This window comes from Shewanella sp. cp20, assembly GCF_000832025.1.
Lineage (GTDB): Bacteria > Pseudomonadota > Gammaproteobacteria > Enterobacterales > Shewanellaceae > Shewanella.
Map to the genome: position 1 here is coordinate 23,533 of NZ_JPII01000025.1, position 21,016 is coordinate 44,548.

Here is a 21,016-nt window from a genome sequence, read left to right on the forward strand (position 1 = left end):
AGGCTCGAGTCTAGGTTAGGCTCGAGCCACCTATCATCACGACTTGGGGAGGTGCAGATGCAAAGGTTATTCCTGATGGGATTGCTGATGATGCTGGGACTCGTCTCTATGAGTCCACGCACAGAGGCCGCCGAGGTGGATTATGGCCTGGAGGCTAGCGTGTATCTCTGGTATGCCAGTCTGGATATGGGCCAAGCAGACAAGCGTCTTGCGCCGCAGAGGGATCTGGTCGATCACGCCGAATATGCCGGTAACCAACCCGGTAACGGCGCCCATCATCTGATGTCTATCAACCTCATCAGCCGCAGCCAAGATGGCATAGAGGTAGAGGTGGAGACAGAGTTTCAGCTCACTTCTCCTAATCTCTCTGCCAACCCCGCTACTGACGAGGGCGAGACAGAGGTGCAGGGTCAATATGTGGTGCAGCGCCTGAGCCTAGATAGCCAGGGCCTGGTGCGCAGCAGCGTCACCCTGGTCAACGAGTATGATGATTTTACCTCTCGCTATCGCCCTGCGGCAGAGATAAACCTGGTTCGCGCCGCGCTATACCGCTGGACCGAGTCGCTCGACAAGCTCGATGACGTGACTCTGCTCGGTCTGCTGGCTAAGGATGCAAGTTTTACCGGCCCGGAAGATGCTGGCCAGATCCCGAGTCAGTATCTCGCCTATCTGCACAGCCTTAATCACAGTAACAGTCGCCGGGTGATCAAGAATTACAGCCTCACGCCAGAGGATGGGCAATACCGTCTGAGCTTCGAGTATCAGTGGACCGCCACCAATAGCGACGGCGACGTGGAACTGGCGAGGGTCGGCGTCACTATGTTGCTGGTCGTCACGCCCGAGGGGGCCAAGGTAATGCTTTACCGCGCAGAGTATCTGCCGCCGGTAACCGATCTCGGCGCCGAGGTGCGTTGTTAAGGCCTGTTGAGCTTTGCCGTTTGTTTTTGCAGCAGTTTGAAGGTGATTTATACAAGGCAGAGCCTGTGTCGTGTAGTCCTCTACACAAACTGGCGATAACGCTGTAGAAATGGCCTACAAACGCTGCCCAAGGGGTTCATCTAAACGCGCGCTGCACCGTGTTGTTCGCCATTTACATAGAGTAACTATGATTCATGGCTCTCGCCTCGCGCAAAACGCGTTTAGATTGAACAAAAATTAAACTTGAAAGGTCAACAGGCCCTAGTCTCACAGAGAAGGAATTGAGTATGACACAAGCTATTCAACGTAAGTTTAATCTGGTGCTGAGCCTCTGCCTGCTGCTCATGGGTAGCCTGATTAGCGGCGCTAGCATGGCGAACATGCCTATCCTCAAGGGGATTGGCGGCGACTTTAGCCTGCGCAGCAGCAAGGGGGGCGAGGTGCGCCTGTCGGACTTTAGCGACAAGGTGGTGATGATGTTTTTCGGTTACACCAACTGCGCCGACATCTGCCCCACCACCATGGCGCATATCAGTCAGCTGATGAATCAACTCCCGAGCGAGAGCCGTGAGCGTATTCAGGTGCTCTTCATCAGCATCGACAGCGACTACGACACGCCCAAGCATTTGAATAAATACCTCAGCTATTTCGACCCCAGCTTTATCGGTTTGGTCGACGAGCGGGAGAAGATAGATGAAGTGGCCGCGCTCTTTAAGGCCGACTACACCAAGCTGGCCGAAGAGAAGGTGACGACAGAATATAAGAAGCTGAGTCTGGAAGACAGCAAGGCGCCTAAGCGCCAGGGTTATCTCTATTCCCACACCGCCAAGATCTTCGTGCTCGACGGTAAACAGCGGGTACGAGGCTTCTTCTACACAGGTACCCCCATAGATGAGATGCGTCAGCAGATAGAGAGTCTGCTTTAATCATGAAAGAAGGAAATTATATGAAAGCTCGATTCTGTTTGTTTGTTTTGCTTTGTAGCTGGATTGGCGCCGCTCAGGCCAGCGAGCTGATGGTGCACGACGCCTGGATCCGCGGCATGCCGCCTACCTCTCGGGTGGTGCCTGTCTACCTGTCGTTGCATAACCCCAGCGACAAACCACTGGTGCTGAAGGCCATCAGCAGTCCTAGAGGCATCGTCGAGCTTCATCAGACCCTGATGGAGAATGAGGTGATGCGCATGCAGGGTGTTGAGGCGATTCAGATCCCGCCCCATGGCATGGTGAAACTGGCGCCCGGTGGCTATCACGGCATGATGTCAGACTTTAACGCCGGGGTGCCCGCGCTCGGCGAAGAGGTGGCGCTTACGTTGACCCTGGCCGATGGTGAGATCCTGTCTGTGATGGCAAAAGTGACGGCCCAGGGAGAGGCTCACGACCATAGCATGCATCACTAAAAATGCCTACACGCGCTTTTTGATTTGATTCATCCTAAATACCTGTTCATTATGATCTAGATCACGACTTGCCAGCAGGTTGTGATTTAGATTAACGGAGCAACAGGACTAAGGAAGGCGCGATGATAACCGATCCACAGATTAAGGCCTGCATTCACAAACATCACCTGTTTTCGACACTGGGCGAAGAGGAGCTTTGTCGCCTGCTCGGTCAGGCAGCCAAGATCACCCTGGCCGCCCATGAAAACTTGTTTTATCAGGGGGATCTGGCCAAACGTTTCTACTTAGTGATTCAGGGGCACCTGCAACTCTATCGCACCAGCCTGCAGGGGCAGGATAAGGTGATAGAGGTAGTACGCGAGGGACGCACCTTCGCCGAAGCCCTAATGTTTAGCCGTCAGGCCTCCTATCCCGTATCGGCCCAGGCCGTGTCCCACTGCACCTTAGTGAGCTTCGATAGCGAGGCTTATCTCGCCATGCTCAGGGGCAATCCCGATGCCTGTATCGCCGTGATGGCGGAGATGAGCGTTAGACTGCGTAAGGATATTAACGAGGTAGAGCTGCTCTCGGTGCAGAATGCCCAGTCGCGTCTGCTGCTTTTTCTGCTGCGCAACATGCAAAAGATAGGCGACAACCAGGGACGGGTCGAGTTGGATATTCCTAAACGTGTGCTGGCGTCGCGCCTATCGATTCAGCCGGAAACCTTTTCCCGTCTGATGAAGAAGATGGTCACCGAAGGGATCATCAGCGAGTCACGTGGTGCCATAGACATTAACGATCTCGCTAAGCTCTATACCAGTGCCAACCTGCCCTTGGCCAATCAAGGGATGAACCCTAGTGAGCCGCTTATTCGTGCTAATAAGGCGCCCTGTCAGCAGATTGCTATTGAGATGGTGTAGCCTTAGGCTCGCCTAGCTGTCGCTGGGCACTGCAGCAGCGATCTCTGCCAGTCTCCTTGGCGCGGTACATCGCCTTATCGGCCAGTGCCAACAGGCTGTCTGGCGTATCGCCTGGTGCCGTGGTGACTATGCCGAAGCTGGCACTGATGGGGATGAGGGCTCCCTGCCAGTTGAGGCTGGATTGCCTCAGGGTCTGCTGCAGTTTCTGGGCGATGATTTCCGCCACATGGCTATTCGTTGTCGGTAAGACGATGAGAAACTCCTCCCCGCCGAGACGACAGAAGATGTCCATGGCACGGGTTACCTTGCCAATCTGCTTTGCCGTCTTGACCAGCACGGCATCCCCTGCCGAGTGACCAAACTTGTCGTTAATCTGTTTGAAAAAATCCAGATCGAACAGGATCAGGCTATAGGCTTGACCATCCCTGAGCCAGCGCTGATGCAGCTGCTCCAGTTGCTGCTGCATGGCGCGTCGGTTCCATAGTCCTGTGAGATAGTCCCTGTCTGCCTGTTGGCGCATCTTCTGCACCAGACGGGTGAGGGCGTTGCCCATCATGATCACGTTGATCCACAAGGTCATGACCACGTACAGCCATAACATGGGGATGGCATCTGCGTTCTGAATACTGACCAGATGGGGTTTTAGCGTGGGCTCGGTGAGCAGTAACAGGCCCCTGAGTGCGAAAACTACTCCCATCAGGGCAATGGGGCTTAATAGGACCACGGCTATGGGGCGTTTGACAGTGTTTTCCAGGGCGACCAGGTTGTCTCTGGCCATGAGTAGAAAGGTGCTGGCTGCCATGAAGGAGAAACAGATGCCTAGGATATCGCTGGCCTCTGCGCTCGGGGGCTGAGTTAACATCAAGCTCCCCGTCAGGAACAGCAGGGCGCCGTCTAATTTGATACTGCTTGGCAGGCGAAACAGCCGCTGGGTGCCGCTGCGAAGCAGCACAAAACCGAGTAATAGCAGCATATCGGCGCCGAACCAGTAGAGATAACTCGGCGTCTGATCCCTGAGGGTTGTGAGCAGTACGCCGAATAGAATTAACATATTGCCAAGGGAGAAATAGCTGCTGGCGCGGGGAGCTATGCCTAAAGGGTAGGCCATAAGGCCCCAGGCTAAGGTAGAGGTACTGGCGAGCAGGCAGATAAATAGCACCAGCAGCTCGGCAATGGGGTCAATATTCATAAGCAATCTTTTTCTTTTTCTACACTATAAAACAGCCGCGGCGTCGAGTGAATCTGTTTGTTAATGAATTGTTTCTTTGATTGTCGACGGGCTCATTCTCGCTCAATTTTCTGTTTAACTGGCGCTCATCAATAGGCGGTCATTTAGCCGAGACTAAGGCTATTCATTGTCAGCGCTCAGATAGTCATGCTCGAAGCTTTGCGCATCCACGGGTCTACCATAGAGATAACCCTGACCGAAGTCGCACTCCTCCTGGCGGATAAAGGCATCCTGTGCCTGAGTCTCTACCCCTTCGGCGATCACGTTGAGTGTCAGCTTCTTGCCCATAGCGATAATTGCCCGGGTTAGCTCCCTGTCCTGCTCGTTCTTCTCCAGATTGGTAATGAAGCAGCGATCTATCTTCAGGGTGTCGAAGGAGTATTTTTGCAGGTAGCTCAGGGAGGAGTAGCCGGTGCCGAAGTCGTCGAGGGAGATCCTCACCCCCAGGGCCTGCAGACGGCCGATGATATGCTGCGCCAGCTGCTCATCCTGTAGCAGCACCCCTTCGGTGATCTCCAGTTCCAGGCAGGAGGCCGGCAGGCGGTACAGGCTCAAGAGGTTGGCGATATAGTCGGCAAAATCGGTATCGCGAAACTGCAGCGGCGAGATGTTGATCGCCACTCGAAAGCGCCTGTTGGGATCTTGGCTTAGCCACTTGGCGGCCTGTTCTATGGCGGTATGCAGCACGAAGTTACCTATGGCGATGATCTGACCATTGTGCTCCGCCAGGCTGATAAATTGATCCGGCGGTACATTGCCCAGCTGGGGGCTGTGCCAGCGAAGCAGCGCCTCGGCGCCAATGACTCGTTTGTGTTGCAGGCTAAATAGCGGCTGATAATGTAGGCTCAGCTCCTGATGTTTCAGGGCGTCCACCAGGTGTGACTCCAGCAGGCAGCGGCGTTCGATATTGGTCTGGGTCGACTTGTTAAAGAAGCTGTAAGGCGTGCCTTCGGCCTTGCTGATGCTCATGGCGGCACCGGCTTTTTGCATCAGCTCTGAGGCCTCTTGGGCATCGGTCGGTGCGACAGCAACCCCAATGCAGCAGGGGATCTTGATGCTGAACTCTGCCAGGGCGAAGGGGATATTGGCGGTTTGTATTATGCTGTCGATCAGCGGGAGCTCCAGGGGATTCTTGCCCCTGTGGGCGATGACGAATTCGGCGCCGGCGATGCGGGCAAGTAGGGTCTCTTTATCCAGGATGCGCTTGATGCGCTGGCTAAAGAGCTGCAACACCTTGTCGCCGACCACATAGCCATAGCTCTCGTTGATCGACTTGAAGTTACGCAGGCCAAAATAGATCACATAGGTCGACAAGTCATCGGGTTGACTGAGCTGCTGTGATAGCTGGTTCACAAAGCCCAACCGATTAGCCAAACCAGTTAATGGGTCGTGATCCTTATGAAATTGCAGCGAGTTTTCAATTGAGGTGCGCTGCTCTATCTCGCTTAATAACTTCTTGTTGAGCCTGGTGAGTTCCTGGGTGCGTTCCTGCACCTTGGTCTCTAAGATCTGGTTGAGATGAAAGAGCTTGGCGCTCTGGTACAGGCTGGCGAGATTGGCATTGATGGCATTTTGAAACCGTGCCAGTAGATGGCGAAAAGTGCGGCCGTAGTCTCTCTCTTTGTTGTCCAGCATACATAGGGTGCCGAAGGGCTGACCGTTGGGCCAGGTGAGCGGCAAGCCGCAGTAGGCGATCATCCCCAGCTTGATGTCGGGATTGTGATCCCAATCCTTGTCTTTAAGGGCGTTGGGCACGACCAGCTCGGCCTGACGCTGGATCACTGTCTCGCAGTAGAGGCCATGGCCAAGGCTCTCTGTGTCGTGGCGCTTATAGGGATTGTCCGGATGATGGCTGGTGGTGAAGACAGAGATATCTTTCTCCGTCACCCGCATGATCAGAATGGCCGGAGTGTCGACGATTTCCGACAAGAGATCTAAGGTTTGCTGCCAGCCGTTAAACATCTCTTCCGGCACTGCAAGCTGGGCTGTGTTGACCTGAGTCTGGCTGAAGAGTGGGTCTTGCTCCAGCAATGAGAGAGCGTCTTGATAGGGCTTCATAGGGGATCCTGAAAAGCGCGTGTGCCATCCGTTTAACTAACTATAACCTAAAGATTTCATCCGTGTCTTTCGCCGGTTTGTCGTTTTTTTAATCAGCGGCGGGTTTAGGGCTATTTTTTGCTTTTCTTTTCGGTTTGCTTTAACGCAAAAGCTTACTTGGTTGGCGCGATGGCCTTTGTTGAAAAACAACAAAGGCCCGATGAGTGGTTATCTCATCGAGCCTTTTCATTCTTGCCGTTAGCCGCTTGGGCTTAGAAACTCAGCGTTTGCTGTAACGCTCGGCGCCATTCGGTGCCGTTAGTCGTCATCCATACTTGCTTCGCGGTGGTGTGATAGGTGGCATCTAAGGGGTAGGGCATTATCCCTCCCAAAATGAAGAGTTGATTGCCGTGAACCATGGCGCGATAATCACGCTTAGCATCGAAGGGGAAGTTATCCATGGCCTTGCTCCAGCTGGTGCCATCTTGGGAATACCAGAGATCGGTTAAGGTTTGGTTAGCGCCATATCCGCCAAAGGCCCATAATTTACCGTCAAATTCGACGAGCTGGTGAATATGCCTCGCGCCGAACTCAGTGCTGTCTGCCTGTTTTGTCCAGGTGATGCCATCTGTGGTGGACCAGATATCGCTGAGTTGAGTCGTTCGTGATTGGGTTTCATGACCCGCAACAGCCCAGAGTTTGCCGCCAAAGCTGCTGATTTGGGTTACGGCACGCGCGGGGAAGTTATTGTTGCCTACATCTGTCCAGTTGATACCATCTTCCGAGCGATATACGACGCTGTTTTGCGTGTCGATAGCCCATAATTTATTGTCGAATGGATAGACTGAGTATTGACCGTTTTGCGTGCCAACATTTGGCCCGGTGAGCGCCTCTTGGTTCCAGGACTTCCCATCGAGTGATGAGTAGCTACCCGATGAATGGAATGCCCAAATTTTTCCTGCAAAAGTAAGTAGTTTGCTGTCCGTCGGAAAAGGAAGCGTCGTGGAATCATCTAATGTCCAGCTGAATCCGTCAGCAGAGTGCCAACGAGTATTTATTTTCTCGAAATCTTCGTTGGAGCCGGAAAGCAGTTGTATCTCTCCCTGGTGACTGACTGCCTGAATATCCTTCATGGCTGGTAGTTGATTGTTGAGCGGCAGCCAATGCTTGCCGTCTGTCGTTTGCCAGTTGTCGTTGAGTAAGACGCCATAATCACTTCTGCCGCCGATCACGACCAGGGCATCATTATGTACCGCGGTGGTGAAGTACAAGCGTATCCTATCGACCATGTGTGGTGACTGTACACCGAAGTTAGCGTCATCAGTTGCTAACGTCCAAGAGGCACCGTCGGTGGAGGTCCATACATCGTTTGGATTCTGAGAGCGATTCGGATCTAGCTGATCAATATAACCGCCCAGCAAAATTAGTTGATTACCGATTTGCCTAACTTCATGCTTTTCTCTAGCCGAGAATTCTGGTTTGTCTGTCACCAATGTCCAATGAATACCGTCGTCCGAGTTCCATATGTCGGCGACTCTCCCGGTATCGTTTCTGCCGCTAAATTGCCAAAGCTTGCTATTAAATTCAGCAAAGGCGGTGCTTACTCTCTGGGTTGCTGTCGAGTCTGACGATTCCAGGTTCCAGGTGATGCCATCGGTAGAGGAGTAGATCTCTTTGACATAGTCTCCGGCCTGAAAGTCATAGCCGCCGTATATCCACATCTTGTTTTTGAAAGTGGTCACCGAATAGTTGTTGCGTTCGCCAAAGCCAATATCGGCATTTACCTGAGTCCAATTGATGCCATCTGCTGAGCGCCATACATCGTTAAGACTTTTATCGCGTCGGTTTCCTACGAGCCAGATATGGTCTGCAAATGTAATGACAGCCACAGGAGGACGCACGCCGAAAGGAGCCTCATCAACCACTTTTTGCCAGATGTTGCCATCGCTCGAGCGCCAGATACTGGCATCATTGCCGGTGTAGTCATTGCCGCCGATGAGCCAGAGATAGCCATCGAAAGAAACGACCTTGGCTGAAGAGCGGCCAGAAGGGGTATTGTTGGCGATATAGCTTGCCTGACCAGCATGTTGGCCGTGGAAGAGGTTATAGTAGGCATCACTAGTCGTGGTTAAGCTGCTGTCTATTAGCGGTTGTGTGGATAGTTTGTCGACCAGCCAGTTGTCGCAGTTGCTGAGATTGTTAAAGTCACAGTCAGCCTGAGTGGTTCTGGCTAGTTGCAGGGGAGTATCTACATCAGTAAACACTTCCGTGTCATCGGCACCTATCAGCAACTTGAGTGTTAGCGACTTTGGCGCGACAGAAGCAAAGAAGCTGCTGCTGGCTTTTAGGTAGTTAGCGGTTTCGGCGATCTCGGCAAAGATCTGCGTCTCGCCCGTCGTATGCGCCGTTACCTGTCCACTTGCATCCACCGACGCCACGGCAGGATCTTGGCTGCTAAAGGTGACATTAGCAACCTCGACATTGACGGGATTCAGATAAGTTTGATCGATAAAAAGTGCCACCGTGCCTGTGTTGTCGAAGGCGATAGCCCTCTCGGCCTTGGCGACATTGACTTGGTAGGCGGCGGAGGCTGCCAGGTACTTGGCATCTTCTTCTACCTGGGCTGTTATTGTGCTGGAACCCACGTTTATTATGGTGACTAACCCATCACTGGAGACGCTGACAACTTCTGGGTTAGAGCTGGTATAACTAATGGCTCCAGTTCCCAACAGGCCCTGAAGCGAGTGCTAAAAGCCTCATCACCGAAGGTTTTATCTATGGGGCCACCCTGACTAAAGCTCAGAGTTTGACCGAGTTTTACAGCAACCTTTTCTGTATCTGATGATCCGCTTCCACCGCCACAGGCGCTGAGCTGTGTTGCCAGTATAAGCATGCAGCCTATACGCATTAATCCCTTTAGCATAGTGAATATCCCTATTTCTTTGTTTGTTGTTATTGTGGGTGAGGCTTAATCACATCACCCGTATCTTATCTCGTGTTAGATTCGCTTTTACTTAATTAAGTCTTTGTACATCAACAATATTTGTTGTTGATATGTTATTTACTTGTTGCGCCACGGTCAATAATAAAGAGGTAAGAAAATAAGACTAAGGAATGAGAATATTCGAATTTACTCGTCGGAAGGTTTATTGACCTTCTTGGTGTGGGGCAGAACTAGATTTATCGCTTCTGGGTTTGTGATTCTCTTTGATACGCCTGGTTGGAAGCTATTAAAAAGACTATCTTTTGATCATAAGCCGATACATTTTCCAGGCGCGTTTGGATCTGGTATTCCCTTTGCCTAGCTCGTTGCGGGCACACTAAGGACACTGTTATGCACAGGACATTGTTATGCAGATGACACTCTCTTTTCTCGGCGCGGCCCAGGAGGTGACGGGGTCCTGTCATCTTCTCGATATCTCGGGTCGTCAGGTGCTGCTCGACTGCGGCCTGATCCAGGGAGGCAAGCTTGATGCCTTGCGTAACCACGAGCCCTTCCTCTTCGAGCCCAAGGACATTCATGCCGTGGTGCTCAGCCATGCCCATATCGATCATTCGGGGCGCCTCCCTCTGCTGGTCAAGTCGGGCTTCACCGGCCCCATCTACACCCATAAGGCGACGGTCGAGTTGTGTGAGGTGATGCTGCAAGATGCGGCCATGCTGCAGGTGCGCGACGTGGAGCGGCTTAACAAGAAGCGGGTGAAGATGGATCTGCCGCCGCTGGAGCCTTTGTTCGACGAGGAAGATGTGGCTCTAGTCATCAAGCAATTTGTCGCGCTCGACTATGGCCAGTCTATACAGGTGGTGCCTCAGTTGACGGCGCGTCTGTGTGATGCCGGGCATATTCTAGGCTCAGCCGTGGTCGAGTTGTGGCTGGGCGAGGGGGAGGAGCGTAAGAAACTGGTGTTTAGTGGCGATCTGGGGCGGGCGGGCATGCCCATTCTCGATGACCCCACGCTTGTTGATGACGCCGACCTGGTGTTGATGGAGAGTACCTATGGCGATCGGTTGCATCGCAGTTGGGACGATACTCTAGAAGAGCTCAAGGCGATCTTTGCCAAGACCATCAAGGAGAGTCGCGGCAACATTCTGCTGCCGGCATTTTCCGTCGGTCGGGCCCAGGAGCTGCTCTATCTGTTTCATCTCTATGCCAAGGAGTGGGCGCTGTCCAACTGGCGTATCTGCCTAGACAGCCCCATGGCGATCAAGGCGACCCAGATCTATGTGGCCAACTATCAGCTGATGGATGAGGACTTTAAGCGTTTCACCCGGTTGTCACCGGGTAAACATCCGCTGCTCTCAAATGTGGATTTTATCGACAGCACGCAGGAGTCGATGGAGCTCAACGAGATCCATCAGGGCTTGATCATTATCGCCGGTAGCGGCATGTGCAACGGCGGCCGGATCCGCAGCCATCTGGAACATAACCTGGCGAATCCTCAGTCGGATGTGATCATCTGTGGCTTCCAGGCCTTAGGCACGCCGGGGCGTTTATTGGTTGATGGCGCCGAGTCACTCACCATACATGGCCGTAACATTCCTGTGGCGGCCAAGATACATACGGTCGGCGGCCTGTCGGCGCACGCGGATCAGGCCGAGCTTATCCATTGGTATCGACACTTTAAACACACGCCGCCGCTGATACTGATCCATGGTGAGCGTGAGGCCCAGGAGCGGCTCAAGGCTGAGTTGGCGCCAGAAGGGAGTCGGTCTCCCCATGTGGTGATAGCCCAGCGGGGTGACATCTTAGATCTTACCGCCTTGCCCGAACTGGTTTGGTTGCCTGGCCGAGAATAGTCCGTTTCAGTTAGCGCCATGGAACATAATTTCTGTTAGTTTAGGTGCGAGAAGTCCACCAATTGTAAATCGCCAAGGAAAGCCTTAATGGATGAACATATCGTCATACTTATCATTGCCTTAGTCGTATTGCTCTATGGTTATATCTCTAAGTGGTTGGCGCGTTTCGATATCTCAGGGCCCATGGTGTTTACTAGCTTTGGGCTGTTCTTGTCTCCCTTCGGATTGGACGTGACTCAGGTGCAGGTCGATGCCGAGTTTGTCACCATCATGGTGGAGATCGCCCTGGTGTTGGTGCTGTTTAGCGACGCCGCCCTGCTGGATCTCGGCTTGCTGAAGCAGTCATGGCAGTTACCGGCGCGTCTGCTGTTTGTTGGTTTGCCCATCACGGTCGCCGTGGGAACCCTAGTTGCAGGACTCTTCTTTCCCGGCCAGCCCTTTCTCTATCTCTTGATGTTAGCGCTGCTACTGACGCCCACAGATGCGGCCCTTGGCAAGGCAGTGGTCTCAGATCCTAAGGTACCCAAGACGATACGCTCCACCATCAATGTGGAGAGCGGACTGAATGACGGCATTATTTTTCCTGTGTTAATTACCGTGGTGGCCTTGATCATGAGTGGCTTGGAGCATGCCCAGGACCAACACTGGATGGTTTATGTGATGGAGCAGATCCTGTTTGGTGCCCTGGTGGGCGGCGCCGTCGGTTATTTTGGCACCAAGCTGCAAACCTTCTGCTTTAAGCGCGATGGCATGGTGGAGACCTACCTCAACCTGATCCCCATCGCGTTGGCAATATTGGCCTTCTATCTGGCCGAGGCGTTTTCGGGCAATGGTTTCATCGCCGCCTTCTTCGCCGGTCTCTATGCCGGTAACACAAGCAAGATGGCCAGGGGGCATATTAAAGACTTTGCCGAGAGTGAGGGGGAGCTGCTGGTGTTGATCAGCTTCTTTATCTTCGGTCTGGCATTTGTGCCCATGACCCTGCCCTATGTCACCGTGGAGGTGATGCTCTATGCCCTGCTGAGTCTGACCTTGCTGCGCATGCTGCCAGTGATGATCTCGCTGATCGGCACCAAGTTAGATCTGTCGACCCGCGCCTTTATCGCCTGGTTTGGCCCTCGCGGGATCGCCTCTATTCTCTATGTGTTGATCGTCGCCCATGAGATGGGCAGCATCAAGGGGTTCGAGACCCTCTATGCCGTGGTGACAGTGACGGTGTTGATGAGCATACTGGCCCATGGCCTTTCGGCTCAGCCTCTGGCTAATTGGTATGCTAAACGCCATCGGCAGGGCGAGCCTGAGGCCGATGGCGAGGACAGTAAGGTCTAACTCTGCAGGCTATCGGTTTGGCCGTCGAGTCTCTGTACACTCTTGAGCAACATATAGAGACAGGTGCTCAACAGGCAGATGGCTAAGTAGAGCATCATACCGTGGCGTTTGTCGCTCAGGGTCAACGCCAGCAGTGGCCCCGCCACAGAACCCAGGCTATAGCAGAGCAACATCACCTCGGTGGCCGAGACTATCTTGGTGCTCGGCAGTCTGTCGCAAGCCAGCGAGATGGCGATAGGGTAGAGCGCGAAACTGGCCGCCCCCAGGATGAAGTAGCTCACCGCTTTGAGCTGCAAGGCGCTGGTCTCGATAGCGCTGACCACACCAACCAGGCCCACTAGGGTACACATGGCCATCAACAGACGTTTATCCATCCGAGGCGAGAGATAGCTGATCAACGGCTGCACCGCCATGCCCCCCAGGATAATCGCCGCCATCAAGAGTCCCGTCTGGGTCGGTTCGTCGACCTGATTGTCGATATAGACAGGCATCAGTCCATAGATGGGGCCGAGCAGCAAGCCAGAGACCAGGCAGCCTATGATGGCCGGGCGACTCAGGCTGGCACTCTCGGCAAAAGAGAGCCTCTGCTGAGCCTGATGGGCCGGCTCACCGGAGCGGATCAGTACAGGAGCCAGTATGGCCATCATGAGAAGGACGATGACAAACAGGTAGGGTAAGACCCCCTGGGTGCCCAGCTCGCCGATGGCCAGTTGGCCGAGGGCGCTGCCACCATAGAGGGCAGCCATGTAGATCCCCAGTCGTCTGGCACGCGCCTTGATGCTGTTTGCCATCAGCAGCCAGGATTCGACCACCACAAATACGCCCGCGACGGCGAAACCCGCCAACAGGCGCGCCCCAAGCCAAATGCCAGCATGGGGCAATAACAACATGGCCACTATGCTGGCAATGAGTAGGGTTAGAAAGAGGACGAAGGCGCGTCTGTGGCCCATCTTGGTGATAAGTCGCTCTACCCGTAACGCGCCCAGCAGCAGGCCCAGATAGAAGATGCTGGCGAGCCAGGGGGCGAGATCCGGCGAGAGGCCAAAATTGCCCAATGATAGGGGGATCAGGCTCATCAGAAAACCGGAGGCGACGGCAAAGAAAGAGAGGCCTATTACGGGTGCCGTAGGATTGTTCGATTTACAGTTATCGGCGACGTCTAACACCAATAATCTCCAAATTAAGTTGTGTAAATGGCGGCTTGGAGGGATATGCTTGTTGGGCCGTCATTTATTAAGGGTTTAGCGGGAAGCGAAATGTAGTGCGAGTGAGGCGCTAAGTAAAGTGAATTTTGATGTTTGATGGTTTTTTGATAGGAAATTTGTGTTTATAGTAGATTTTTTGCTCTCAGAATTGGTTTTGCGATTAAGGAATGTACGCTTTAACTTCTCGGGGAAATCAGTTTTAGGTTTGTTTTTCGATAGCTGTTTTTAAATTTCTAGGGTTGTTTTAGCGACTTTTTTGCTCGCTTTTTGTTGCTTTATTGTTTCTGGTTGGGAATTTATTGGTTAAAGGTGTAAATCTTCAGGTTTGCGGTCAATTTTTTACCGTTTTTATGCCCGTTATAACTTCCTCATACTCATCCTGGCTAAGTTTAACCAAGGATGAGCATGGCAGATTTTGTGCGAGCCGGTTAATCCTCGGCTAATGTGAGGGCGACTATCTTCAGCGGGTGATTGCCGTCGAAGGAGGGGAAGTCTTGGTGGCAGTGGATCCATTGGTGACTCGCGACCCTTCGTCCCTGTTTCTCGACGCAGCGAATCAAGGCGTCAAGCCAGGCCTGGCGTTCCACCTTGGCGACGTTGTTGCAGCAGACTATGGTGCCGCCCGCCTTAGTGGCCAGCATGGCGGGTTTGAACAGGCTCTGATAGTCGTTGATCAGATCTACCGTGCCGAAGGGACTCTTGGCGAATCGCGGTGGGTCGAGAAACACCAGATCGAACTGACGCGGTGCCAGCTTAGGATAGCTGGGGAGTTTCTGGTTACGACGTCCACCAACCTTCATCCCGGCCAGTTGGCGCATGGCGGGAAAGGCATCGCTTTGAATAAACTCGCACTTGTCGCTCACCCCATTGAGTTCGGCGTTACGACGGCCTGCGGCCAGGGCAAAGGAGGAGAAGTCGACGTTAGTCACCGAATCGGCGCCGCCAACTGCCGCGGCCGTGCCTATGCCACAGGTGTAGGAAAACAGGTTCAGTACCGACTTGCCTTGGCTATGGGCCTTCACATATTCCCGGCCGACACGCATGTCGAGAAACAGCAGGGGATCTTGTCCCTCGTGACGCAACTTGCTGATGAAGCGGATGCCATTTTCGCTCATCTCCTGCTCGTCGCGGGCAAAGGCGTCGAGCTCGGGGGCTAGCGGGTTGAGAATACGCGAGTTTTTATTGGATCTATCATTGTAGATGACGGGAAGATCTTGGGTGCGTGTTAACTCATCGCCTAGGCTATCCAGTTCTTCCTGAGTCAGACTCTGGTGAAACGATTGGATCAGCCAGGCGTCGCCATAGCGGTCTATGGTGAGTCCATCTATCCCCTCGACCGTGCCGTGAAATACGCGAAAGCAGTTGGTGTTGGCGGCTTGTGCCGCGGCGAGCAGCTCGCTTCTTTGGCTGATCGCCTGGCGCAGCAGGTCGGCGTTCGACATGAGCTTATGATCCCTAATCGGTGGTATGCTGAGGTGAGCGCGGATCATAGCAAATATTTACCCCTTGGGGGTGATTAACTCGGTTGTTGAGGATGAGGGCCTAGGGATGAAACTCGTGTTGGTGCATGGGATCTTTAATACAGGTCATGTGATGGGGTGGATGCGTCGCCAATTTGAGCGCCAGGGCTACGAGTGTCTGACACCGACCCTGAGTCCCTTAGATGGCCGGCGGGGAATAGCCTATGCCGCTAAGCAGCTGCAAAGCTATATCGAGTCGGCTTTGGGCGAGGATGAGGCTCTTTGCCTCATAGGTTTTAGCATGGGCGGTATCGTCGCCCGTTACTATCTGCAGCATCTGGGTGGGGATAAACGTACCCGGGCGCTGTTTTCCATCTCTTCTCCCCATCATGGTAGCTATCTCGCCTGGCTGCCCTATCCGTCGCGGGCGATGCGTGAGTTGCGCCCCAGGAGTCAGTTGTTGTCACAGCTTGCCTGCAGCCAGGAGTCGCTTAACGGGATCGCCCTCTATTCGTTTCGCACACCCATCGACTTTACCATAGTGCCGAGTCGCAGCTCTCACTGGCCTGGCGCCGACAATAGAGTTATCTGGCGACCGCTTCATCTGTCGATGATCTTCAGTCGCCGGGTGGTGGCCGAGATCTTAGCGGGAGTGGTTCAGCTGGCGCCGGTTGGCGAGGTTGCGCCACAGGCCGGGCAGGGCCTCCAGCGAGCAGAGGATTAGCCCCAGCCAGATGAGGGCAAAGCTCACGGCCTTGACGCTGTCAAATGCCTCGTTAAACAGGAAGATCGCCAGCAAGAAGTGCAAGCTGGGTTCTATGTACTGCAACAGGCCGACCATGGAGAGGCTAGTGTGACGAATCGCCAGGGCGAAGAAGATCAGCGGCAGCAGGGTGACGGGCGCCGAGCCGATGTAGAGCAGCAGAGTACCGGTCCCGCTCGATAGCGCCTCACTCTGGCCCGTGGCGCTGAGCCAGAGCAGATAGCCGGCGGCGATGGGGGTCAGTAGGGCCGCCTCTATGGTGACTGAGGTGAGCGAATCGAAGTGGATATATTTCTTACACAGGCCATAGAGGGCGAAGAAGCTGCCCATGAGTAGCGCCAGCCAAGGAAGCTGACCATAGGCTATCACCATGTAAGCTATGCCCAATCCGCCAAGCATGACAGCCCATTTCTGGGCGACAGATAGCCTGTCTTTTAGAAAGATCACGCCTAATCCTATGGCAAACAGCGGGTTGATGAAGAAGCCCAGGCTCGCCGCCAACACCTGACCATGGGTGAGTGCCCAGGTGAAGCTGTACCAGGAGACGCACATGATGACAGATGCCAGGGCGCACAAGGCTACCGAGGGGAGGTTGGCCTTGAGTATTGCCAGACTGGGCAGAGGCTTACCGAGTAGCAGAAAGACCAGCAGCATGAAGGGCACAGAGCAGAGCAGGCGTATCGCCAGCATCTCGGTGATATCCGCACCGGGCAGAAACTGATAGTAGAGGGGCAGGAGTCCCCACAGTAGAAATGAGACGATCGCCAGGGCATTGCCTTTGGCGCTAACTTGGGTGTGGCTGGGCATAGGGGCTCTAGGTGTTATCTTGCTTTTGCTTGCATTGGCTTGTGTGTCATGCACGACTTTGTCATCGCTTAATTCGGCTTCCCTTCGAGGTTTCGGGCCTAGGTGAGCGCGTGATGGCGGTTTATACCAATCGTAATAAACAATTGATCATTCTAGCTTGTTAAAACGCTCGATAACTGTATTAGTATTTTTAATTGTAGAATAACTACTTATCTAAAAATCCTGCTTTGTTCTCAAGCGTTTTTCCTGCGCTATTTCTGATCACATGTTTACTGTGATTGGTATTAGTTAGCTGTGCATGGGGTTACCGGGAAAATCCCGACCGAAAGTGGCGCGGATTTTCCCATTACTGCGGCTACTTGGCTGTGAGATGGATCACTCTTGGCTGGTTTTGGTTTTGGTTTTGGTTTTAGTTTTGGTAATAGTCTGGCTAAATCTCTTAAGGGGAAACACTTGCATGCGAAGCCCAGGGTCTGTTGACCTTTCCTGTTTGTTTCTGCAGCGCTTTGTAGGTTATTTATACAAGGAAGAGTCCGTATAGTGTAGTTATTCTACATGAGCGGGCGATAACGCCGTAGAACTGGCCTACAAAAGCTGCCCGAAGGGTTCATCTAAACGCGCCTTGCCCTTTGTTGCCTGCTATTTACATAGAATAACTATGTCGCACAGCATGCGCCTTGAGCAAAACGCGTTTAGATCGAACAAAAATTAAACCTGAAAGATAAACAGACCCTAGGTCTAAGGTACAATCGGTGCCAGTAAACACTTTTTATTGAGCCCGAGAATGAACAAGATCCATGTGCAGATGACCAAAGATGGTTCCCACACCCTGATGAGCAGCCTGTTTGACGACAGTTACCATGCCCACAATGGTGCCATCAGCGAGTCTGAACACGTCTACATTCAGTCGGGCCTTGCCGCGCTGGATCCCGTCTTCGAGCGGGTGAACATTCTCGAGTTGGGGTTCGGCTCGGGCATGAATGCCATGCTCACACTCAAGCAGCTGCTAGGCCCAGACGGTAAGCCGGATAAACTCACCAGGCCGATCCGCTTCGTGACGGTCGAGGCCTATCCAGTCCCCAATGATGTGATTGCCCAGCTGAACTATAAGGAGCATCTAGCGCCTGCGCTGCAGGATCTGTTCGATCGCCTGCACAGCGCGCCCTGGGGCGAGGATGTCACCCTGTTTCCCGGCTTCGTGCTACATAAGATCCATGCCTCCTGGGATAGCCTGGCATTGCCGAGTGAATCGATAAACCTGGTGTTCTACGATGGCTTTGCGCCGAGCAAGCAGCCAGAGTTGTGGACTCAGGATAATTTCGACCGGCTCTACCCTATGATGATGCCGGGGGGGATGCTGGTCAGCTACTGTGCCAATGGCCAGTTTAAGCGTAACTTGAAGGCGGCTGGTTTCAGGGTGAAGCCCCATCCGGGAGCGCTAGGGCGACGTGAGATGACTCGTGCATGGAAGCCCAAGCCAGATTAGTCAGGCAAATCCCGTTCTGAATCGCGGACTGTTTTTGTTTGTAACAAGTCATTAACTGAACTTTCTTTTTTGCCGGGAATCGATAGATTAGAACCCACTTGGCTTCACATAGGGAAATGATCTGTGAAAAAACTGGCAACTCGTGCACTCGCGCCTTGGCTCACCGCGAGCCTGACGCTCCTCTGCGCCATGCAGGCCTGGGCCGATAAGGCTGCGCCGCTGGCCTTCGTGTCCCAAACAATCGATACCGGTTTTAAACTGACCCACCCGCTGGAGAGCCTAAATCTGCTTGGCGATGCCAACAAGGAGCTGCTGGCGATCGGTGTCGATGATCGCCAGACCAAGTGGCTCGCCGTCTATGGTCTAGACACTGATACTGGCCAGTATCAGCTGCTGCACAAGCTGCCCCTCGCCGCCGATCTCTATCGCTATGATGTGAGTGCCAAGCCACAGCAGGGCAATTCACAGCAAGCCGATGCGCTGCAGTCGGTTTATTTTATGTCGCGCGCTCAACTCTCGGTGCTCAGGGTTAAGGAGCAGGGGCTGGTACTTGAGCCCTTGTTTAATGTCGCCCCGCTGGTGCTAAAGCCTCGCATCGAGTTTATTGCGCGCGGCGAGTTCGTTAGGGATCTTAACCGGGATGGCCGTGACGACTTCATCCTGGGCCAGTTTGAGCAGACGCAGCTGTTCCTCAGCCAGGACGATGGCTGGAAGATCCAGACCCTGGCGATTCAGCCTAAGGTGCTGCTGTATCGCGACGGCGCCCGCTACAGCGAGACCAAGCTCTATTTTGCCGACATGGATCGCGATGGGCGCGACGATATCATCAAGGTTGGCGAGGGGGAGCTGGAGATCTATGCCCAGCATAGTGATGGCCGATTCGAGAGCTATCCCAGGTTTCAGCCCGTGAGCCAGGCGATCAGTGGCCTGGACTGGTGGGACAGACGCGATGCCTATGGCGAGGCGCTGGATCAGAGCGACCTGGTTTACCGTAAGGTGGAGGCCCTGCAAGACGTCGACGGCGATGAGATAGTGGATATGGTGGTGCGCTATACCAAGAGTTCGGGCGTGCTCGATAGGGTTAACGACTATGAGATCTACCTGGGGGAGCAGGGCGAGAAGGGAGTGACTTTCGGCAAACAGCCCCAGAGCGTGATCCGCGGTGATGGCACCCTCACGGGTTTCGAGCTGGTGGATATCGACCTCGATGGCCGCAGTGAGGTGCTGGTGTCTGGCTTCGATATCGGTCTGTCGCAGATCATCGGCGCCCTGGTGTCGGGGAGCATCGATCAGGATGTGCACCTGTTTACCATGGATGATAAGGGGCGCTTCGCTGCTAAGCCGAACATGAGCAAGTCGGTGGAGCTGAGTTTTAGCCTGACCTCGGGGCAGAGTGGCTCGCCCGTAGTCAGGCTGGCGGATATCAATGGCGATAGGCGTCAGGACCTGCTGCTCTCCGATGGTGAAGAGGAGCTGGATCTGTTCCTGGGCAATGCCAAGGGGGCGCTCTTTGCTCGCAGGGAGAGCCTGAAGATCGCCCTGCCTAAAGATGGCGAGATGCTGAGTAGCGAAGATCTAAATCTGGACGGTAAGGCTGATCTGCTGATCAAGTATGGCAGACAGGATAAGCCGGCCTTGCAGAGTCAGTTCTTGGTGATCATGACCCAGTAGTCGCACCCTTGTGTAAATCGCGCAGAGATACACTTTGTCGCAATTTAGCTGCTTGCCATAACTCATATTACTTCAGTGAGTTAGCATCTACTAACCGGCGCTGATCATGGAGGGCGGGCTGACTTAAGGCTTGTTTCATTTTTCATCGCTACCCTGAGGTCGAAGGTGGCCTGTGGTCACCCAGAGACTATGTGAAGGGCTTGTGTATGATAGGTTTTGGCAGCGCCAGTAGTTCTGCAGGAGCAGATGTCGCCGTAAACATCATCACCTACCTGGGAGCCGGATGCTTGTTGGTAGTGGTCGTAGGGTTTGCAATTGCCCTGTATCAGGAGTGGCAGATAGTGCGCCGCTTCGATGCCGAGAAGCAGAGACAGAGATTCTTCGATAGCCTCTCTAATATCACGCCGCGCTCCCGTTAGCGGTCTCTTGATTCTTTAAGGGGTTAGACCCCTTGTCGCCTGGTTCGCGAGTACTTTTCCTCGAACCTGGCCAGTCGAACTTAGGCGCTCGAACTTGGCCGCTCGAACCTGGACGCTAGAACCTAGTCGCTTGAACTTGGATGCTCTGATATGAGCCGCTCTGACATGAGTCGCCCTTATATGAGTCGCATCAGGCGATAAGCCCTAGTTAAGTCGTCTTAGTTGAGCGATAGCCTGGCCTGCTCCGCGACCAGGGCGACAATCTCACGATTGAGGCTGAGCTGCCGTTGTCGGCTCTGGTCTGTCGCTTCGCTGGCTAGCGCACTTAGGCAGTCATGGATCGCGCGCGACTGCGAATGACCGCCCAGGTGGTGCGGGTAATACTCATCTTGATGATTTGGCTCGCCGTCGAATTGCGGCTGCCAAAACGCGTCTGTTTCTCTGGTGTGTCTTTGTGTCTCAAGCCTGTACAAGGGAAAGCCTCCTGAGTGCGTGACCGCGCTAGGGCCTGTTGACCTTTTGAGAACAATTTTTGTTCTAATTGAGCACGTTCAAATCGCGGCATGAGGCTTGAAGTATAGTTATTCTATATAAAAGC

Annotated in this window: 17 protein-coding genes; 10 read left to right on the plus strand and 7 right to left on the minus strand. The window is 53.7% G+C overall.

Features of this window, described 5'->3' with window-relative positions; translation table 11 throughout:
• Positions 1-57: 57 nt before the first annotated feature.
• The 4 genes from DB48_RS08730 to DB48_RS08745 all read left to right on the plus strand — a co-directional run bounded on the left by DB48_RS08730 (position 58) and on the right by DB48_RS08745 (position 3,216).
• Complete coding sequence (locus DB48_RS08730; protein ID WP_152619123.1) at positions 58-918, plus strand: hypothetical protein; 861 nt, start codon at positions 58-60, stop codon at positions 916-918.
• Positions 919-1,205: 287 nt separating this feature from the next.
• Positions 1,206-1,844, plus strand: a complete 639-nt coding sequence (locus tag DB48_RS08735; protein WP_052813722.1) for an SCO family protein — start codon at positions 1,206-1,208, stop codon at positions 1,842-1,844.
• 20 nt (positions 1,845-1,864) lie between these two features.
• Positions 1,865-2,317, plus strand: a complete 453-nt coding sequence (locus DB48_RS08740) for a copper chaperone PCu(A)C (RefSeq protein WP_041509914.1) — start codon at positions 1,865-1,867, stop codon at positions 2,315-2,317.
• A gap of 122 nt (positions 2,318-2,439) precedes the next feature.
• Positions 2,440-3,216 (plus strand): Crp/Fnr family transcriptional regulator, encoded by a 777-nt coding sequence (locus DB48_RS08745; RefSeq protein WP_041509915.1) that lies wholly within the window; start codon positions 2,440-2,442, stop codon positions 3,214-3,216.
• Here DB48_RS08745 and DB48_RS08750 read toward each other — a convergent pair.
• The 3 genes from DB48_RS08750 to DB48_RS08760 form a co-directional block, all read right to left on the minus strand.
• On the minus strand, positions 3,200-4,405 hold the full coding sequence (locus DB48_RS08750; RefSeq protein ID WP_041509916.1) for a GGDEF domain-containing protein: 1,206 nt from the start codon (positions 4,403-4,405) through the stop codon (positions 3,200-3,202). The two genes, DB48_RS08745 and DB48_RS08750, sit on opposite strands and share 17 nt — an antisense overlap.
• 159 nt (positions 4,406-4,564) lie before the next feature.
• The gene (locus DB48_RS08755) at positions 4,565-6,502 is read right to left on the minus strand and encodes a bifunctional diguanylate cyclase/phosphodiesterase (protein WP_041509917.1); all 1,938 of its coding nucleotides are present in this window, start codon (positions 6,500-6,502) and stop codon (positions 4,565-4,567) included.
• 251 nt (positions 6,503-6,753) lie between these two features.
• The gene (locus DB48_RS08760; RefSeq protein ID WP_041509918.1) at positions 6,754-9,210 is read right to left on the minus strand and encodes an Ig-like domain-containing protein; all 2,457 of its coding nucleotides are present in this window, start codon (positions 9,208-9,210) and stop codon (positions 6,754-6,756) included.
• A 622-nt stretch (positions 9,211-9,832) separates the two neighbouring features.
• Between DB48_RS08760 and DB48_RS08765 the strand changes: the two genes are divergently transcribed.
• Entirely contained in the window at positions 9,833-11,278 is a 1,446-nt protein-coding gene (locus tag DB48_RS08765; RefSeq protein WP_041509919.1) for an MBL fold metallo-hydrolase RNA specificity domain-containing protein, read from the plus strand.
• Between the two features lie 87 nt (positions 11,279-11,365).
• Positions 11,366-12,607, plus strand: a complete 1,242-nt coding sequence (locus DB48_RS08770) for a cation:proton antiporter (RefSeq protein WP_041509920.1) — start codon at positions 11,366-11,368, stop codon at positions 12,605-12,607.
• On the opposite strand, the gene DB48_RS08775 is transcribed toward DB48_RS08770, so the two are convergent.
• Together DB48_RS08775 and DB48_RS08780 are read right to left on the minus strand one after the other, a co-directional pair.
• On the minus strand, positions 12,604-13,773 hold the full coding sequence (locus DB48_RS08775) for an MFS transporter (RefSeq protein ID WP_041509931.1): 1,170 nt from the start codon (positions 13,771-13,773) through the stop codon (positions 12,604-12,606). The two genes, DB48_RS08770 and DB48_RS08775, sit on opposite strands and share 4 nt — an antisense overlap.
• Before the next feature lie 467 nt (positions 13,774-14,240).
• Positions 14,241-15,254, minus strand: a complete 1,014-nt coding sequence (locus DB48_RS08780) for a class I SAM-dependent rRNA methyltransferase (protein WP_041509921.1) — start codon at positions 15,252-15,254, stop codon at positions 14,241-14,243.
• Positions 15,255-15,360: 106 nt separating this feature from the next.
• Here DB48_RS08780 and DB48_RS08785 point away from each other — a divergent pair, with 106 nt between their 5' ends.
• A complete protein-coding gene (locus DB48_RS08785; RefSeq protein WP_082035612.1) occupies positions 15,361-15,996 on the plus strand; it encodes an esterase/lipase family protein in 636 nt (211 codons plus the stop codon).
• On the opposite strand, the gene rarD is transcribed toward DB48_RS08785, so the two are convergent.
• Positions 15,916-16,842 (minus strand): EamA family transporter RarD, encoded by a 927-nt coding sequence (rarD, locus tag DB48_RS08790; protein WP_041509923.1) that lies wholly within the window; start codon positions 16,840-16,842, stop codon positions 15,916-15,918. The genes DB48_RS08785 and rarD overlap by 81 nt on opposite strands.
• A 784-nt stretch (positions 16,843-17,626) precedes the next feature.
• Here rarD and mnmD point away from each other — a divergent pair.
• From mnmD to DB48_RS08805, 3 genes are all read left to right on the plus strand, one after another.
• A complete protein-coding gene (gene mnmD, locus DB48_RS08795; RefSeq protein WP_041509924.1) occupies positions 17,627-18,328 on the plus strand; it encodes a tRNA (5-methylaminomethyl-2-thiouridine)(34)-methyltransferase MnmD in 702 nt (233 codons plus the stop codon).
• Between the two features lie 123 nt (positions 18,329-18,451).
• Positions 18,452-19,999, plus strand: a complete 1,548-nt coding sequence (locus DB48_RS08800) for an FG-GAP repeat domain-containing protein (RefSeq protein WP_041509925.1) — start codon at positions 18,452-18,454, stop codon at positions 19,997-19,999.
• A 206-nt stretch (positions 20,000-20,205) separates the two neighbouring features.
• Positions 20,206-20,418 carry a hypothetical protein gene (locus tag DB48_RS08805; protein WP_041509926.1) on the plus strand — a complete coding sequence of 71 codons (213 nt, stop codon included), beginning with the start codon at positions 20,206-20,208 and terminating at the stop codon, positions 20,416-20,418.
• Between the two features lie 218 nt (positions 20,419-20,636).
• On the opposite strand, the gene DB48_RS08810 is transcribed toward DB48_RS08805, so the two are convergent.
• Positions 20,637-20,891, minus strand: coding sequence for a hypothetical protein (locus DB48_RS08810; RefSeq protein WP_041509927.1), 255 nt, complete (start codon positions 20,889-20,891; stop codon positions 20,637-20,639).
• Positions 20,892-21,016 lie beyond the last annotated feature (125 nt).

What these genes read in the sequence shown, in the direction of transcription:
- DB48_RS08740 (WP_041509914.1), top strand. Translation starts at nt 1,865, where the DNA reads ATGAAAGCTCGATTCTGTTTGTTTGTTTTGCTTTGTAGCTGGATTGGC.
- DB48_RS08735 (WP_052813722.1), top strand. Translation starts at nt 1,206, where the DNA reads ATGACACAAGCTATTCAACGTAAGTTTAATCTGGTGCTGAGCCTCTGC.
- DB48_RS08785 (WP_082035612.1), top strand. Translation starts at nt 15,361, where the DNA reads ATGAAACTCGTGTTGGTGCATGGGATCTTTAATACAGGTCATGTGATG.
- DB48_RS08765 (WP_041509919.1), top strand. Translation starts at nt 9,833, where the DNA reads ATGCAGATGACACTCTCTTTTCTCGGCGCGGCCCAGGAGGTGACGGGG.
- DB48_RS08745 (WP_041509915.1), top strand. Translation starts at nt 2,440, where the DNA reads ATGATAACCGATCCACAGATTAAGGCCTGCATTCACAAACATCACCTG.
- DB48_RS08750 (WP_041509916.1), bottom strand. Translation starts at nt 4,405, where the DNA reads ATGAATATTGACCCCATTGCCGAGCTGCTGGTGCTATTTATCTGCCTG.
- DB48_RS08805 (WP_041509926.1), top strand. Translation starts at nt 20,206, where the DNA reads ATGATAGGTTTTGGCAGCGCCAGTAGTTCTGCAGGAGCAGATGTCGCC.
- rarD (WP_041509923.1), bottom strand. Translation starts at nt 16,842, where the DNA reads ATGCCCAGCCACACCCAAGTTAGCGCCAAAGGCAATGCCCTGGCGATC.
- DB48_RS08780 (WP_041509921.1), bottom strand. Translation starts at nt 15,254, where the DNA reads ATGTCGAACGCCGACCTGCTGCGCCAGGCGATCAGCCAAAGAAGCGAG.
- DB48_RS08770 (WP_041509920.1), top strand. Translation starts at nt 11,366, where the DNA reads ATGGATGAACATATCGTCATACTTATCATTGCCTTAGTCGTATTGCTC.
- DB48_RS08755 (WP_041509917.1), bottom strand. Translation starts at nt 6,502, where the DNA reads ATGAAGCCCTATCAAGACGCTCTCTCATTGCTGGAGCAAGACCCACTC.
- DB48_RS08730 (WP_152619123.1), top strand. Translation starts at nt 58, where the DNA reads ATGCAAAGGTTATTCCTGATGGGATTGCTGATGATGCTGGGACTCGTC.
- mnmD (WP_041509924.1), top strand. Translation starts at nt 17,627, where the DNA reads ATGAACAAGATCCATGTGCAGATGACCAAAGATGGTTCCCACACCCTG.